At 72.2% G+C, this 14,869-nt stretch carries 18 protein-coding genes and 1 tRNA gene; 3 read left to right on the top strand and 16 right to left on the bottom strand.

Translation table 11 applies throughout. The features are described from left to right. Positions 1-43: 43 nt before the first annotated feature. From ACFYWQ_RS23955 to ACFYWQ_RS23945, 3 genes are all read right to left on the bottom strand, one after another. Positions 44-898 (bottom strand): YceI family protein, encoded by an 855-nt coding sequence (locus ACFYWQ_RS23955; protein WP_389518900.1) that lies wholly within the window; start codon positions 896-898, stop codon positions 44-46. A gap of 104 nt (positions 899-1,002) precedes the next feature. Further along, positions 1,003-3,534, bottom strand: coding sequence for an MFS transporter (locus tag ACFYWQ_RS23950; protein WP_389518899.1), 2,532 nt, complete (start codon positions 3,532-3,534; stop codon positions 1,003-1,005). A 13-nt stretch (positions 3,535-3,547) separates the two neighbouring features. Continuing rightward, positions 3,548-4,066 carry a MarR family winged helix-turn-helix transcriptional regulator gene (locus ACFYWQ_RS23945; RefSeq protein WP_389519384.1) on the bottom strand — a complete coding sequence of 173 codons (519 nt, stop codon included), beginning with the start codon at positions 4,064-4,066 and terminating at the stop codon, positions 3,548-3,550. Between the two features lie 226 nt (positions 4,067-4,292). Between ACFYWQ_RS23945 and ACFYWQ_RS23940 the strand changes: the two genes are divergently transcribed. Next, entirely contained in the window at positions 4,293-4,490 is a 198-nt protein-coding gene (locus ACFYWQ_RS23940; protein WP_389518898.1) for a hypothetical protein, read from the top strand. Positions 4,491-4,765: 275 nt separating this feature from the next. Here ACFYWQ_RS23940 and ACFYWQ_RS23935 read toward each other — a convergent pair whose 3' ends face one another. From ACFYWQ_RS23935 to ACFYWQ_RS23900, 8 genes are all read right to left on the bottom strand, one after another. Further along, entirely contained in the window at positions 4,766-5,680 is a 915-nt protein-coding gene (locus ACFYWQ_RS23935) for an RNA polymerase sigma factor SigF (protein ID WP_389518897.1), read from the bottom strand. A gap of 315 nt (positions 5,681-5,995) precedes the next feature. Then, positions 5,996-6,853, bottom strand: a complete 858-nt coding sequence (locus tag ACFYWQ_RS23930) for an RNA polymerase sigma factor SigF (RefSeq protein WP_389519382.1) — start codon at positions 6,851-6,853, stop codon at positions 5,996-5,998. A gap of 450 nt (positions 6,854-7,303) precedes the next feature. Continuing rightward, on the bottom strand, positions 7,304-7,597 hold the full coding sequence (locus tag ACFYWQ_RS23925; protein ID WP_389518896.1) for a Dabb family protein: 294 nt from the start codon (positions 7,595-7,597) through the stop codon (positions 7,304-7,306). Positions 7,598-7,640: 43 nt separating this feature from the next. Next, positions 7,641-7,817, bottom strand: a complete 177-nt coding sequence (locus ACFYWQ_RS23920) for a hypothetical protein (protein ID WP_385076999.1) — start codon at positions 7,815-7,817, stop codon at positions 7,641-7,643. A 140-nt stretch (positions 7,818-7,957) separates the two neighbouring features. Continuing rightward, a tRNA-Ser gene (locus tag ACFYWQ_RS23915) sits at positions 7,958-8,042 on the bottom strand. A 45-nt stretch (positions 8,043-8,087) separates the two neighbouring features. Further along, complete coding sequence (gene tadA, locus ACFYWQ_RS23910) at positions 8,088-8,519, bottom strand: tRNA adenosine(34) deaminase TadA (RefSeq protein ID WP_389519380.1); 432 nt, start codon at positions 8,517-8,519, stop codon at positions 8,088-8,090. Between the two features lie 227 nt (positions 8,520-8,746). Then, entirely contained in the window at positions 8,747-9,268 is a 522-nt protein-coding gene (locus ACFYWQ_RS23905; protein ID WP_389519379.1) for a hypothetical protein, read from the bottom strand. Between the two features lie 325 nt (positions 9,269-9,593). After that, entirely contained in the window at positions 9,594-9,788 is a 195-nt protein-coding gene (locus ACFYWQ_RS23900; RefSeq protein WP_389518895.1) for a hypothetical protein, read from the bottom strand. Between the two features lie 137 nt (positions 9,789-9,925). Here ACFYWQ_RS23900 and upp point away from each other — a divergent pair, with 137 nt between their 5' ends. Beyond that, entirely contained in the window at positions 9,926-10,561 is a 636-nt protein-coding gene (gene upp / locus ACFYWQ_RS23895) for a uracil phosphoribosyltransferase (protein WP_389518894.1), read from the top strand. 118 nt (positions 10,562-10,679) lie between these two features. Here upp and ACFYWQ_RS23890 read toward each other — a convergent pair whose 3' ends face one another. Next, the gene (locus ACFYWQ_RS23890) at positions 10,680-11,318 is read right to left on the bottom strand and encodes a LytR C-terminal domain-containing protein (RefSeq protein ID WP_389518893.1); all 639 of its coding nucleotides are present in this window, start codon (positions 11,316-11,318) and stop codon (positions 10,680-10,682) included. A 168-nt stretch (positions 11,319-11,486) separates the two neighbouring features. Beyond that, complete coding sequence (locus ACFYWQ_RS23885) at positions 11,487-11,783, bottom strand: type II toxin-antitoxin system VapB family antitoxin (RefSeq protein ID WP_004943146.1); 297 nt, start codon at positions 11,781-11,783, stop codon at positions 11,487-11,489. A gap of 104 nt (positions 11,784-11,887) precedes the next feature. Here ACFYWQ_RS23885 and ACFYWQ_RS23880 point away from each other — a divergent pair, with 104 nt between their 5' ends. Beyond that, on the top strand, positions 11,888-13,489 hold the full coding sequence (locus ACFYWQ_RS23880) for a helicase HerA-like domain-containing protein (protein WP_389518892.1): 1,602 nt from the start codon (positions 11,888-11,890) through the stop codon (positions 13,487-13,489). 18 nt (positions 13,490-13,507) lie between these two features. On the opposite strand, the gene ACFYWQ_RS23875 is transcribed toward ACFYWQ_RS23880, so the two are convergent. The 3 genes from ACFYWQ_RS23875 to ACFYWQ_RS23865 form a co-directional block, all read right to left on the bottom strand. Then, positions 13,508-13,642: a hypothetical protein gene (locus ACFYWQ_RS23875; RefSeq protein ID WP_389518891.1), complete on the bottom strand. Its 135-nt coding sequence runs from the start codon at positions 13,640-13,642 to the stop codon at positions 13,508-13,510. Positions 13,643-13,715: 73 nt separating this feature from the next. Next, a complete protein-coding gene (locus ACFYWQ_RS23870; protein ID WP_389518890.1) occupies positions 13,716-14,045 on the bottom strand; it encodes a hypothetical protein in 330 nt (109 codons plus the stop codon). 76 nt (positions 14,046-14,121) lie between these two features. Continuing rightward, positions 14,122-14,718, bottom strand: coding sequence for an HhH-GPD-type base excision DNA repair protein (locus ACFYWQ_RS23865; protein WP_389518889.1), 597 nt, complete (start codon positions 14,716-14,718; stop codon positions 14,122-14,124). Positions 14,719-14,869: the final 151 nt, after the last annotated feature.

Below are 14,869 nucleotides of genomic sequence, written 5' to 3'. Positions count from 1 at the left end.
AGCGTAGGGGCGGGCCGGGCCGCCGTTCCTGCCCCTGTCGGGCCTACGCCTGGGGAAGCGCCTCTCCCTGCCCCTGTCCGTCCTGGGGAAGCGCCTCTCCCTGCACCGCCTGGATGTCCAGCTCCACCTTCAGCGTCGTGCCGATGGCGGCGATGCCCGCCTGGACGACCTGGTTGTAGTTCATGGCGAAGTCCTCGCGGTGCAGTTCCGCGGTCGCGCGGAAGGCGGCGCGGACGCCGCCCCACGGATCGGCGCCGGTGCCGAGGTAGGCGAGGTCCAGGTCGACCGGGCGGACGACGCCGCGCATCGCCAGCTCCCCGTGGACGGTCCACCGGTCGGGGCCCGCCGCCGTCAGCCCCGCCGAACGGAAGGTGATCTCCGGGTACGTCTCGACGTCGAGGAAGTCCGCGGAGCGCAGGTGGGTGTCGCGCATGCCGTTGCCGGTGTCGATGGAGGCGGCCCGGATGACCGCCTCCACCCGGGACTTGGTGACGTCGTCGGGGGCGATCTCGACGCTCGCCGAGAACTCCGTGAACCGGCCGCGCACGCTGGAGATGCCCAGGTGCTGGGCGACCGCGCCCACCGTGGAGTGGGCCGGGTCGACGGTCCACGGGCCGGGCGGCGGCAGTTCGGTGCCGCCCTGCCGGGCCAGCGTCACCGTGCCGACCTCGGCGCGTCCGCTCGCGGTGACGAGCGCGCTGGAGGCGGCGGGCGCGTAGCCCACGGCCGTGACGATCACGACGTACGCGCCCGGCGCCAGGGCCGTCGTGTCGCGGACGGCGCCCTCCGCGTCGGCCTCGGCGCGCAGCACCTGCGTGCCCGTCATGTCGGTGACGGTGACGACCGCGTGCGACACGGCCCATCCGTCCCGGGTGCGGATCCTGGCGGTCAGTGCCATCTCGGGTAACTCCTAGGAAGAGGACCGGCCCGTGGCGGACGCGCCTCCGCTCAGTGCGCGCCCGGCACGGGCCGGGGTTCAGTGCTGCCGGTGGTGCCGGCCGGTCACTCGCCGGGGTGGGCGAGCTGGATGTCGTGGCCGTCGACGCCGGTGCCGCCGACGGTCAGCGCGGTGGCCACCGGCGGGTAGCCGGTCGCGATGACGGTGTACTCGCCGCCGTCGAGGTCGGCGAAGGCGTACGCCCCGTCCGCGCCGGTCGTGGCCGTGCCGACCACGTTGCCCGCCGCGTCCACCAGGGTGACCCGCGCGTCGGCCAGCGGGCCGTGCGGCGCCCGGACGACACCCTGGAGCTGGGCGCCCGCGTCGAGGACGGCCTCGATCCGGGTCACACCGGTCGCGCCGATCTCCACGGGCAGCGCCCGCGGCCGGAACCCGGCGGCGTTCACCGCGACGGTCACGGCTCCCGGCACCAGTTCCGCGAAGGAGAACGCGCCCTGCTCGTCGGAGGTTCCGGTGGCCAGCAGGTCCCCGCGCACATCGGTGACGATGACCATGGCGTCCTTGACGGGATCGCCCGACTGCGCCGCCCGCACGACACCGAGGAGTCCGCTGGTGCCGCTGAGCAGGATGTCGTAGGCGACCGGCTCGCCGTTCACCACGATCGTCGACGCCTGCGGCTGGAACCCGTCGGCGGAGGCGATCAGGACGTACGAGCCCGTGCCCGGCGCGTCCAGCACGTAGGAGCCGTCGGCCTGCGCGACCGACCGGCCGAGCTGCCGCCCCGCGAGGGAGATCAGGGTGACGGCGGCCTGCGGGACGGGCGTGTTCTCCGTGCCGCGGACGAAGCCGTGGACGGGGATGCCGCCGTTGCCGGTGGACGCCGTGGGGGCGTCGAGGGTGGCGACGGCCGCGAGCCGCTGCGTGCCCGAGGGGCCCGCTTCGGTGCCCGCCTCGGTGGCGGAGGCGACGACGAACCGGTCGGAGGACTGCTCTTCGTCGGCGGCCGGTGCCGCGGCGGCGGCCGGGGCCTCCTGGGCGGCCGTGGCGGCCTGCGCCATCGCGCCCGCGGTCCGCAGCGGGACCTCCTTGATGAACAGCGTGATGACGAAGGCGAGCAGCGCCATCACCGACGCGATCAGGAAGACGTCCGCGATGCCGTGGCCGTACGCGCTCTCCATGACCGTGCGCAGCGGCGCGGGCAGCGTGTCCATGTCCGGGATCGACCCGCTGGAGCCCGACGCCAGGGAGGCGTACTCCGGGCCGAGGCCGGCGATGCCGTCCTTGGCGTAGTCGGTGATCCGGTTGGCCATGACGGCGCCCAGCGCCGAGACGCCCATCGCACCGCCGAGGGAGCGGAAGAAGGTGACGGTCGAGCTGGCCGAGCCGAGGTCCTTCGGTTCCACCTGGTTCTGCGTGGAGAGCACCAGGTTCTGCATCATCATGCCGACGCCGAGGCCCAGCAGGGCCATGAAGACCGCGGTCTTCCAGTAGTCGGTGTCGTAGCGGATGGTGCCCAGGAGTCCGAGGCCGGCCGTGATGAGCACGCCGCCGCTGACCAGCCAGGCCTTCCACTTGCCGGTGCGGGTGATGAACTGCCCGGAGACCGTGGAGGAGACGAACAGACCGCCGATCATCGGGATGGTCAGCACACCCGACATGGTCGGGGACTCGTCGCGGGCCAGCTGGAAGTACTGGGCGAAGAAGACCGTGCCGGAGAACATCGCCACGCCCACGAACAGGGAGGCGATCGACGACAGGGTGATGGTCCGGTTGCGGAACAGCCGCAGCGGGATGATCGGCTCGCTCGCCCGGGACTCGACGAACACGAAGATCAGGGCGAGCACGACCGAGCCGGCCACCATCGTGTACGTCTGCCAGGACAGCCAGTCGTACTTGTCACCGGCGAAGGTGACCCAGAGCAGCAGCAGCGAGACGGCGGCGGAGATGAAGAGCGCGCCGGCCCAGTCGACCTTCACGTCGCGCTTCACGACGGGCAGGTGCAGGGTCTTCTGGAGCACGATCAGGGCGATGACGGCGAAGGGCACGCCGACGTAGAAGCACCAGCGCCAGCCCAGCCACTCGGTGTCGGTGATGACACCGCCGAGCAGCGGACCGCCGACGGTCGCGACCGCGAACGTGGCGCCGAGGTAGCCGGAGTAACGGCCGCGCTCGCGCGGGGAGATCATCGCCGCCATCACGATCTGGGCGAGGGCGGAGAGACCGCCGACGCCGATGCCCTGCACCACGCGGCAGGCGATCAGCATGCCGGCGTTCTGCGACAGGCCGGCGGCCATCGAGCCCAGGACGTAGATGACCAGGGCTGTCTGGACGAGCGCCTTCTTGTTGTAGAGGTCGGCGAGCTTGCCCCACAGGGGGGTGGCCGCCGTCATCGCCAGCAGCGTGGAGGTGACGACCCAGGTGTAGGCGGACTGGCCGCCGCCGAGGTCGCCGATGATCTCGGGGAGGGCGTTGGAGACGATCGTGGACGACAGGATCGCCACGAACATGCCGAGCAGCAGCCCGGACAGGGCCTCCATGATCTGCCGGTGTGTCATCGGCGCGTCGCCGGAGTGCCCGGAGGAGCCTCCCCCGTGCTTGGCGTGGGCCCGCACACCGGCTGGTGTGGTCGTTGCCATGGGCTTCCTTCTCTTACGTAGCTTGTGCGGGTGTACGGGTGGTCGATTCGCGTACGGGAACGTGGGGTGGGGGCTGGGCCCGGTGCGGGGCCGAGCGGCAGTCGCCGAAGCTGGCGCGCAGCCGGGTCATCAGCCGGATCAGCTGTCCGACCTCGTCCTCGGTCCAGTCGCCCAGCCGCTCCGCCAGCAGGTCGGCGGTGCGGCGGGAGAGTTCGGCGAGCATCGCCCGGCCGGCGGGGGTGAGGCGCAGGATGCGGGAGCGCTTGTCCGCCGGGTCGGGGGACCGGTCGATCCAGCCCCGCTCCGCGAGGTGCGCGGCGTGCCGGCTGGTCACCGACATGTCCACGGAGAGCAGCTCGGACAGGGCGCTCATACGGAGGTCGCCGTGGCGGCCGAGCAGCGTCAGCACCGCCGCCGAGCCCGCCGAGCAGTCGGGCGGCAGGATGCGCCCGAGGTCTCGCTTCACGGCTCCGACGGCGCTGAGCTGACGCACCAGTTCCTCGTACTGCTCGTACTGCGCCTGCCCGGCCATCACACCTCCCACGTTTGTTGCTTAGGGCAACCATAGAAGAGCTTGGTTGCTACAGGCAAATAAAACGGCCGTGAGCCTCGCAAAAAGTTGGCAAAGGCAAGTATTGCGACAGTAAATGCGCTGGTGAGGTGGGGTGACGCGGACGGCGTCCCGCGGGGCGTGGGGAACGGGGTTGTGGCGACCCCCACTTGGGCCGTCCCCGCCGTTTTCGCTAGTGTCTCGGGGCATGGCTAACACGCAGGGCCCCCAGGGCACCCACGACCCCGCAGGCAGCACCCAGATGTTCCGCGCGTTCGTCGACGATGGCGCCCCTCAGTCCTCCCGCCAGGCCCCCGCGCCGGCCGGTCCCCGCACCGGTCTGATCGTGGGCGTCGTCGTCGCGGTGGTGGTCGTGGCGGTGGTGGCCTGGCTGGCGCTGAAGTAGCACACCGACGGCGAGCCGGGCTCGCCGTCTTCTCCTCCCCGCCGCACCGGCACGTCCCCGCCCCACCGCACGACGAAGGCCGCCGGCGCGCCCGGTACGGCGCGTCGGCGGCCCTTTTCGTGCCGTCCGTCTCGGCGGAGCCCTCCCGGGCTCCGCGGCGGAGATTCTCCCCGGCGTCCTGCCGCCAGGGCTCCTCCTCGATGTCCTGCCGCCGGGGCTCCTCCTCGGCGTCCTGTCGGCGGAGGTTCCGTCGCTGCCGCCGGCGGCTCCGTCGGCTAGTCGGAGATCAGGCCCTCGCGGAGCTGGGCCAGCGTGCGGGTCAGCAGCCGGGAGACGTGCATCTGGGAGATGCCGACCTCCTCGCCGATCTGCGACTGGGTCATGTTGGCGAAGAAGCGCAGCATGATGATGCGGCGCTCACGGGGCGGGAGCTTGGCCAGCAGCGGCTTCAGCGACTCCCGGTACTCGACGCCCTCCAGGGCGGTGTCCTCGTAGCCGAGACGGTCGGCCAGGGAGCCCTCGCCGCCGTCGTCCTCGGGGGCCGGGGAGTCCAGGGACGAGGCCGTGTAGGCGTTGCCGACGGCCAGGCCGTCCACCACGTCCTCCTCCGACACGCCCAGCACCGCGGCGAGTTCGGCGACCGTCGGGGAGCGGTCCAGCTTCTGGGAGAGCTCGTCGCTGGCCTTCGTCAGGGCCAGACGGAGCTCCTGGAGGCGGCGCGGCACGCGCACCGACCACGAGGTGTCGCGGAAGAACCGCTTGATCTCGCCCACGACCGTCGGCATCGCGAACGTCGGGAACTCCACGCCCCGTTCGCAGTCGAAGCGGTCGATCGCCTTGATCAGGCCGATGGTGCCGACCTGGACGATGTCCTCCATCGGCTCGTTGCGCGAGCGGAACCGAGCCGCGGCGTAGCGCACGAGCGGGAGGTTGAGCTCGATGAGCGTGTCCCGGACGTAGGCGCGCTCGGGGCTGTCCTCGTCGAGGGCGGCCAGCCGCAGGAACAGGGAGCGGGACAGGGTGCGGGTGTCGATGGCCCCCGTGGTGGCCGGGAGGGCCGGGGCCGGCGCGGCCTCGAGGGCCGTGACGTCGTCGAGCAGGTCGGGCTCGACGGGCGTGACGGGCTCGGCGGGCGCGGACTCGCTCTTCGTGAGCGTGAGCACCTTCGAGCTGCCCTGGTCTGCGGACATGCCACCCCCTTTGGGTCGCGGGACGGTCGCGGCGGACTCTCCCGGGGAGGAAGGTCAGCCTTCACCTGAATACCGGAGCCGAAGCCTCGGCAAACGCGCTTCCGGCAGAATGTCACATGTCGGCAACACGCTGTAGTGACATGTCGACATCCAGGTCATGAATCGGCCCTGGAAAGAGGGGGTGTGACGGTGTTTCAGCATGGATCTGTCGGGATCCGACGAGGTGAGCGATTCGCTCGCACCGGTGATCCTCCGATCCGGCGTTCGGTTACGGATCACCACCCGGACGGAGCACGCGCCGCGGCCGTCGGCCGGTCAGGCGTCGATCCGGTTCGCCGAGCGCAGCCGCTGGAAGCTGCGCGCCAGGAGCCGGGAGACGTGCATCTGGGAGACGCCGAGTTCCGCGCTGATCTGTGACTGGGTCAGGTTGCTGTAGTAGCGCAGCAGCAGGATGCGCTGTTCCCGTTCCGGGAGCTGGACCAGCAGGTGGCGGACCAGGTCGCGGTGCTCCACCCCGTCCAGCGCAGGGTCCTCGTAGCCGAGGCGGTCCAGCAGGCCGGGCAGCCCGTCGCCCTCCTGCGCGGCCTCCAGGGAGGTGGCGTGGTACGACCGGCCCGCCTCGATGCAGGAGAGCACCTCCTCCTCGCTGATCCGCAGCCGCTCGGCGATCTCGGCGGTGGTCGGGATGCGGCCGAAGCAGGTGGTGAGGTCCTCGGTCGCGCTGTTGACCTGCACCCACAGTTCGTGCAGCCGGCGCGGTACGTGGACCGTGCGGACGTTGTCGCGGAAGTACCGCTTGATCTCGCCGACGACGGTCGGCATCGCGAACGTCGGGAACTGCACGCCCCGGTCCGGGTCGAAGCGGTCGATGGCGTTGATCAGGCCGATCGTGCCGACCTGGACGACGTCCTCCATCGGCTCGTTGCGGGAGCGGAAGCGGGCGGCCGCGTAGCGCACGAGCGGGAGGTTGGCCTCGATGAGCGCCCCGCGCACCCGGTCGTGCTCCGGCGTGCCCGGCTGGAGCTCCTTGAGCTGTGCGAAGAGCACCTGGGTCAGTGCCCGGGTGTCTGCGCCGCGACGCTTCTCCGGGACGGGGGCAGGCGCGGGTGCCTCCTCCTGGGGCGGCGCAGTACTGGCCGACACGGTCAACGCCACCTCTTCATCGGTCCTCATCGGTCTTTGTCGGGCTGCATCGAACGTCATCGGCCCACTCATCCATCAAAAGCGGTCATAGCATCACAAGACATGTGCACTGTGTGCAAGCACCCCATAAGTCCGTGTTGAGGGACCAAGTTGAGGTGCGGCCGAGGAGGTGGACGGAGGGGGCGGAAGGGGTGGAAGGGGTGGAAGGGGCGGGAGGGATCTGGGGGGCGGAGGGACCTGAGGGGTCGGAGAGGGCAGAGGGGGTGGAGGGGGCAGAGGGGGTGGAGGGGGGCGGGCAGGCGAAAGCCCCCCGCTGTTTCCGGCGGAGGGCTCGGGGCGCGCCCTGAGGGGCGCTGAGGGGCGTTCGGCCGGCGGCACGCTCGCGCCGGGTGCGCGCCCCGGGCGCGCGCCTCGGGCGGGCAGCGCGGTGCGGTGCGGTGCGTGGGCGGTGCGGCGCGGTGCCGTGTGGCGCCGTGCGGCCTAGAACTCGTAGTCGGCGACCACCCAGGTGGCGAACTCGCGCCACAGGGCGACGCCCGCCTGGTGGGCCGGGTGCTCCAGGTACCGCTTCAGGGCATCGGTGTCGTCGACCGCCGAGTTGATCGCGAAGTCGTAGGCGATGGGGCGCTCGCTGATGTTCCAGCCCAGCTCCCAGAAGCGCAGCTCCTCGATCTGGTCGCCCAGGGCCCGGAAGGCCGCCTCCCCCTGCGCGACCCGGGGGTCGTCGCGCTCGACGCCCTCGTTGAGCTTGAAGAGGACCAGGTGGCGGATCATGGGCACTCCCAGCGTTGTGCGACGGCCGCGGCCGCCCCTTCCGCTACTGCGCCCCGTCGGCGAGCCAGGTGAAGAAGTCGCCGATGGCCTTCGCGGCGTCCGATATGCCCTCGAACCCTATCTGGACGTAGTCCGCGGCCTTGGCCGGGTCCGTGATGATCACGTAGAGCACGAAGACCACGAGTAGGTAGACGGCGATCTTCTTTGCGTTCACCGCCACCGCGGCCTCCCCTGTGAGTACTGCCTGCGGGGCGTGCGTGCTGTGCTGCGGGCCCCCTGTTGCCGGGCGCGAGTGTAACCGTGATGCCGTCCGAAGACGATGAAGGGCCCGGTCCAACGGACCGGGCCCTTCACTTCGAGCGGTAGCGGAGGGATTTGAACCCTCGGTGACTTGCGCCACACTCGCTTTCGAGGCGAGCTCCTTCGGCCGCTCGGACACGCTACCGAGGGAGACCTTACAGTACGGCGGGCGCTGCTTCGAAATCGGTTCTCAGCGGGAGCGGAAGAACTCGGTGAGCAGCCCCGCGCACGCGTCAGCGAGGACGCCCTCGATCACTTCGGGCCGGTGGTTGAGCCGGCGGTCGCGGACGACGTCCCAGAGGGAGCCGGCCGCGCCCGCCTTGTCGTCGCGGGCGCCGTAGACGACCCGGTCCACGCGGGACTGGACGAGGGCGCCCGCGCACATCGTGCAGGGTTCCAGCGTGACGACGAGGGTGCAGCCGGTCAGGCGCCACTCGCCCACGCGCGCGGCGGCCCGCCGCAGGGCGAGGACCTCGGCGTGGGCCGTCGGGTCGCCGCCGGCCTCCCGCTCGTTGTGGCCGGTCGCGAGGACGGTCGTGCCGTCGGCGGCCAGCACGACGGCACCGACGGGAACGTCACCGCCCCGGCCGGCCCGGACGGCCTCCTCCAGGGCGAGCCGCATCGCGGCCCGCCAGGGGTCGCGGACAGGGTCGGGGTCGGGGCCGGGGTCGGGGCCGGGGCCGGGAACGGGTTCACGTCCCTGTCCGGTGTCGTGTGCGGGGTCACCGGCGGGTGCCGGACCGGGGTCCCGTACGAGGTCGGCGTCACGTACGGGACCGGAGGCCACGGAGGTCTCGTCGGCCTCGGTGGCCCTGTCGGCCTCGGTTCCCCGACGCGGGTCGGGTGCGGTCAGCGGACGGTCTCCAGGACCTCCGAGGCACCCAGGGCCTCGGCGATCTCGGTGAGCGCGTCCTCCGACAGCGACTTCAGCTCCTTCTCGCTGACGCCGAGGTCGTCGAGGACGGCGGCGTCACCGACCGGGCCGTGCGGTACGGCCTCGGCGGCGGAACCGTCGTCCTCGCCGTCGTCGTCCTCGCCGTCCTCGGTGCCGTCGAGGTCGAGGGAGTCGAGGTCGTCACCGGAGTCCGTGTCCCGGCCGAGCAGTTCGTCGGTGAGCAGGATCTCGCCGTACGAGCTGCGGGCGGCAGCTGCGGCGTCGGAGACGTAGATGCGAGGGTCGTCCTCGCCGTCGATGCGGACGACCCCGAACCACGAGTCCTCCTGCTCGATGAGCACGAGCACCGTGTCCTCGTCGGGAGAGGCTTCCCGAGCCAGGTCGGCCAGATCCGACAGGGTCTCCACATCGTCGAGCTCTGTGTCGCTCGCTTCCCACCCGTCTTCGGTGCGCGCGAGCAGTGCGGCGAAGTACACCGTGACTCTCCCACTGGTCATAGGCGTGCCGGTTGGGGGTCCCCCCGGCGGAGGTTACGGGCGGAGAGAGCTGTGCTCCGAGCCCCACCCACTCGGAATCGTGGCAGAAACAAGGCGTCCAGGGGACGTCTTCGGCTCCCTGTGTCCGGCTGTTTTGATCGCGGGCCGGCGCGTACGTCGGTGCGCACGTCCGCAAGCAACCCACCAGCGCACTCGTTGCCGCCACGTGCGGATCGTACGCGGCTTTCGGATGCGTCCACGCACGCCCACCCCCGCAACGCCCATGGCGGCGGCGATCTTTCCCGTGCGGGCAACGGGCGGGCGGCTACCAGCGGAACGTTCGCATGCGCATCGCGTGTCGCAGGCGGGCGGTCTTGGCGCGGCGGGGCTGGACCCGGTCGCGCAGCGCGCGGGCCTCGGCGAGTTCGCGCAGGAACCGGGCGCGTCGTCGGCGGCGCTCGGCGTCCGTCTCCGGCGGCTCGCCCGCGTCGTGCGCCGCGCGGTCTGGCAGGTCAGGCATAGGTCCACCACCCTGGTCCGTCCCCACCACCTTCCCCCGCTCGGGGGGATTGATGCCGACGAACGGCCCCATCAGGGGGGAGAGGGTCACCGTGCGTGCGGACGCCGGGCCGGTGGGGCCCGGTTAATGTTGTGGACATGCGTCTCCACGTCGTCGACCACCCCCTGGTCGCCCACAAGCTCACCACGCTGCGCGACCAGCGCACGGACTCCGCGACCTTCCGCCGTCTCGCCGACGAACTGGTCACCCTGCTCGCCTACGAGGCCACCCGCGACGTGCGGACCGAACAGGTCGACATCACCACCCCGGTCGCCACGACCACCGGCGTCAAGCTCTCCCACCCGCGTCCGCTGGTCGTACCGATCCTGCGGGCCGGCCTCGGCATGCTGGACGGCATGGTCCGGCTGCTGCCGACCGCCGAGGTGGGCTTCCTGGGCATGATCCGCAACGAGGAGACGCTGGAGGCGTCCACGTACGCCACGCGCATGCCGGAGGACCTCTCCGGCCGTCAGGTGTACGTCCTGGACCCGATGCTGGCCACCGGCGGCACGCTGGTCGCGGCGATCCGCGAGCTGATCCGGCGCGGCGCCGACGACGTCACCGCCGTGGTGCTGCTGGCCGCGCCGGAGGGCGTGGAGCTGATGGAGCGCGAGCTGGCGGGCGCCCCGGTCACCGTCGTCACGGCGGCCGTCGACCACCACCTCAACGAGCTCGGCTACATCGTCCCCGGTCTGGGCGACGCGGGGGACCGGCTGTACGGGGCCGCGGAGTAGTTTTCCGGCCGGGGACGGCCGGGGACGGCCGGGGACGGCCGGAGGGCGACCGGGAGTGGCTCGGGAGCGGACCGGGAGCTGCCCGGGAGCGGGGTCCGTCCAGTGGGGCCGCAGCGCGTCAGCAGTGCTTGTCCGGGGTCGCCGTCGGCTGCGGCGAGGCCAGGGCGGTCAGCGCCTGGGCGGCCTGCGCCTGGCCGGTCAGGGCCTTGAAGCCGTTGCCCAGGATCAGATCGATCGCGGTGCCCGTGCGGGCGGCGTCGGTGCGGCGCTCGGCGGTCGTGAGCTGGGTGGCGAGGACGGGCAGCGAGGTGTTCAGGGAGGACGCCGGGCCGAGCAGTACGCCGGTGCCGGCGACCTTCTTGTCGTACTCCTTGCCGGCGTTGCCGACCTCGCCGATGACGAAGCCGCGCTTCTTCAGTTCGTCGGCGGTGGTCTTGGCGAGGCCGCTGCGGGTGGTGGCGTTGAAGACGTTCACCGTGATCTGCGCGGGCCGGGGCAGTGCGGCGGGGGAAGCGGTGGCCGTGGCCCCGGACCTGACCGAGCAGGCGGTCCCCGAGCCGGCCGCCGAGGCCTCGCCGCCGCCGGAGAAGACGTCGATGAGCTGCACCGTGCCCCACCCGGCCACGCCGAGCACGGCCCCGCAGCCGACGACCACGCCGACCAGCCGCCCGCGCCGCCGGTGGGGCCGCATCCTGGGGTACTTGTCCCCCGTGATCCGGTACTTGCCGCCCATGCCGGGGGGAGTCAGCATGCTCATGAGCGCAGCGTAGTGGGCCTGGACGGCCGTGCCTACTAGATGATCATTCGACACCGCGCAGGACGACCCGAAAGGGCCAACCGGGAAACGGCCGAGGGTCGCCCGGGAGTCGGCCGGGGGCCGGCTGAGGGTTCCCTGGGCGTGGGCTGAGGGGCGGCGGCCGGAGGCTCAGTCCAGTTCGAGGACGCGGGCGTGCAGCACCTGGCGCTGCTGGAGGGCGGCGCGCACCGCGCGGTGCAGGCCGTCCTCGAGGTAGAGGTCGCCCTGCCACTTCACGACGTGGGCGAAGAGGTCGCCGTAGAACGTCGAGTCCTCGGCGAGGAGCGTCTCCAGGTCGAGCTGCTGCTTGGTGGTCACCAGTTGATCGAGGCGGACCGGGCGCGGCGCGACGTCCGCCCACTGGCGGGTGCTTTCCCGGCCGTGGTCGGGGTACGGCCGGCCGTTTCCGATGCGCTTGAAGATCACACGGAAAGCCTACCGGGCCCGACGTTCCGGGCGCAGCCATGGCGACCGAGTGCGACGCTGAAAAAGAAGTGGCGAACGGGGCAAAAGGGAATGAGGGGCTCTTGATGCACGCGCCGACCGATGCCGCCGGGATCGCCGCCGGGTACGCCTTCACCGGCCCGGCCCTCGAACTGGGCGCCCTCCTGTGGGACGGGGTGTGCGAGCCCGGCGCGCGCGTGCGCGTGCCCCTGCCGCTGCTCAACCGGCACGGCCTGGTCGCGGGCGCCACCGGCACCGGCAAGACCAAGACGCTCCAGCTCCTCGCCGAGCAGCTCTCCGCGCACGGCGTGCCCGTCTTCCTCGCGGACGTCAAGGGCGACCTGTCGGGCATCTCGGCGCCGGGCGCCCCGAACGCCAAGGTCGCCTCCCGCTGCGCCGAGGTCGGTCAGGAGTGGCGCCCGGCCGGCTTCCCGGCCGAGTTCTACGCCCTCGGCGGCCTCGGCGACGGCGTCCCCGTCCGGGCCACGATCACCGGGTTCGGTCCGCTTCTGCTGTCCAAGGTGCTCCAGCTCAACCGGACCCAGGAGCAGTCCCTCGGCCTGGTCTTCCACTACGCGGACCAGAAGGGGCTGGAGCTGGTCGACCTCAAGGACCTGCGGTCGGTCGTCGCCTTCCTCACCTCCGACGAGGGCAAGGGGGAGCTGAAGGGCATCGGCGGCCTGTCGCCGGCCACGGCCGGGGTGATCCTCCGTTCCCTCACCGCCTTCGAGGCGCAGGGCATGGCCGGGTTCTTCGGCGAACCGGAGTTCGACACGAGCGAGCTGCTGCGTACGGCGGACGACGGGCGCGGCATCGTCTCCGTCCTCGAACTCCCCGCCGTCCTGGACCGGCCGCAGCTCTTCTCGACCTTCCTGATGTGGCTCCTCGCCGACCTCTTCCACGACCTCCCCGAGATCGGCGACGCCGACCGGCCCCGGCTGGTCTTCTTCTTCGACGAGGCGCACCTGCTGTTCGACGGTGCCTCGAAGGCGTTCCTGGAGTCCGTCACCCGCACCGTCCGCCTCATTCGCTCGAAAGGGATCGGCGTGTTCTTCGTCACGCAGTCCCCCGAGGACGTGCCCGCCGACGTCCTCGGCCAGCTCGGCAACCGCGTCCAGCACGCCCTGCGCGCCTTCACCCCGGACGACCGGAAGGCGCTCCGGGCCACGGTGAGGACCTTCCCGGACTCGGCCTACGACCTGGAGGAACTCCTCACCGGCCTGGGCACCGGCGAGGCCGTCGTCACGGTCCTCGGCGAGAACGGCGCCCCGACCCCCGTCGCCGCGACCCGCCTGCGCGCCCCCGAGTCCCTGATGGGCCCGGTCGACGGGGCGGCCCTCGACCGGGCGGTGAGGGCGTCGCCGCTGTACGGGCGGTATGCACAGGCTGTGGACAGAGAGTCGGCGCACGAGATGCTGGCGGCGCGCGCCCGCGCCCGCGTCTCCGAGCCGGAGCCGGCCTCGAAGCCTGGCTCGCGGTCGAAGCCCGGCTCGCGGTCGGAGCCAGAGGCGCGGTCGGGGTCGGAGGCTCGGTCGGGGTCGCGATCGGCGGCCGGGCGGGACGAGCCCTCCGTCGTCGAACAGGTCGTCGGCAGCGGCGTGTTCCGGTCGCTCGCGCGGTCCATCGGCACGCAGATCGGCCGGGAGATCACCCGCTCGCTCTTCGGTACCGCGCGGCGGAGGCGGTAGCCCGCCTCCGCCGGAGGGTCAGCGGCCCCGGTCGCTCTTCGGGGCCCGCTGCGGCTTCTCCTGGTCGGTGACCTTCAGCTGCGGCTTCGGCGTACTGCGCACGGCCTCGGCGCGCAGCAGGGCGCGCAGGACCGCGTAGGGGTCGGTGGGCATGGCTGGTTCCCTCGCATGTTCCTCGCGTAGTGCTGGCTGGTCCCTGCCCGGCCGGGTGGCGGGCGGCGGCCGGTCAGCAGCGCAGGACGACGGTGCGCAGGGCGACCAGGGCGTCCGGGGCGTACGGCGCCCCGTGCGGCGGGGGGACGCGGCGGCCCGGGGGAACGGCGGGCGTCGGCGTCCGCCCGGGCGTGGAGCGCGGCGGCGGGGCGACGGTGCGGTGGGAGCCGCCCGAGGTGGGGCGCAGCGCCGTGTCCAGGGCGTCGAACTCGAAGGTCTCCGCGGCGGCCACGGGCGGAATCGCGGCCGTCCCGGTGGGGGCGTTCGGCACCAGGACCACGAGCAGCAGCACGACGACCCGTAGCCAGGCGGGGCCGAACGGGAGGCTTCGCGTGCTGCTCATGGGAGGTGGTCTCCCCGCGACACGCCGATCGTTCAGCATGGTGGGGCGAGAACCACCCGTTCGGCCCTGGTCGGCGTCAGCCGCCCGAGGACTGCTTCCTCGCCTTGGCCGCCGCCTTCATCTCCTGCTTGTGCGCCCGCACCTTGGACAGCGACTCCGGTCCGGTGATGTCGGCGACGGAGCGGAAGGAGCCGGACTCGCCGTAGGCGCCGGCCGCCTCCCGCCAGCCCGTCGGCCGCACGCCGAGCTGCTTGCCGAGGAGCGCGAGGAAGATCTGGGCCTTCTGCTTGCCGAAGCCGGGCAGTTCCTCCAGCCGTGCGAGCAGCTCCGTGCCGGTGCCGACGCCCTCCCAGACGGCGCTCGCGTCACCGTCGTAGTGTTCGACGAGGTACTGGCACAGCTGCTGGATGCGCTTGGCCATGGAGCCCGGGTAGCGGTGCACCGCCGGCTTCTCGGAGAGCAGGGCGGCGAAGGCCTCCGGGTCCTGGGCGGCGATCTCGTGGGCGTCGAGATCGCCGGCGCCGAGCCGGTCGGCGATCGTCCGGGGCCCCTTGAACGCCCACTCCATGGGCACTTGCTGGTCCAGCAGCATCCCGACCAGCGCGGCGAGCGGCGAGCGCCCGAGCAGCGCGTCGGCCTCGGGGTCCTGGGCGAGGTGAAGAGTGACGTCCATGGTCCGATCATCCCGCGCACGAGGGCGGCGTGCCCACCGGCACCTCGGTGGCGGGCCTGGCGGGTGTGGCTGGCTTGGCTGGTCTGGCGGGTCTCGCAGGCTCGGCGGGCCTGGCGGGTGTGGCTGGCTTGGCGGGACTGGCCGGCTTGGC

It is taken from the genome of Streptomyces sp. NPDC003247 (genome assembly GCF_042888135.1).
Lineage (GTDB): Bacteria > Actinomycetota > Actinomycetes > Streptomycetales > Streptomycetaceae > Streptomyces.
The sequence above is the reverse complement of the archived record's forward strand: the minus strand, read 5'-3'. Positions and strand labels throughout refer to the sequence as shown.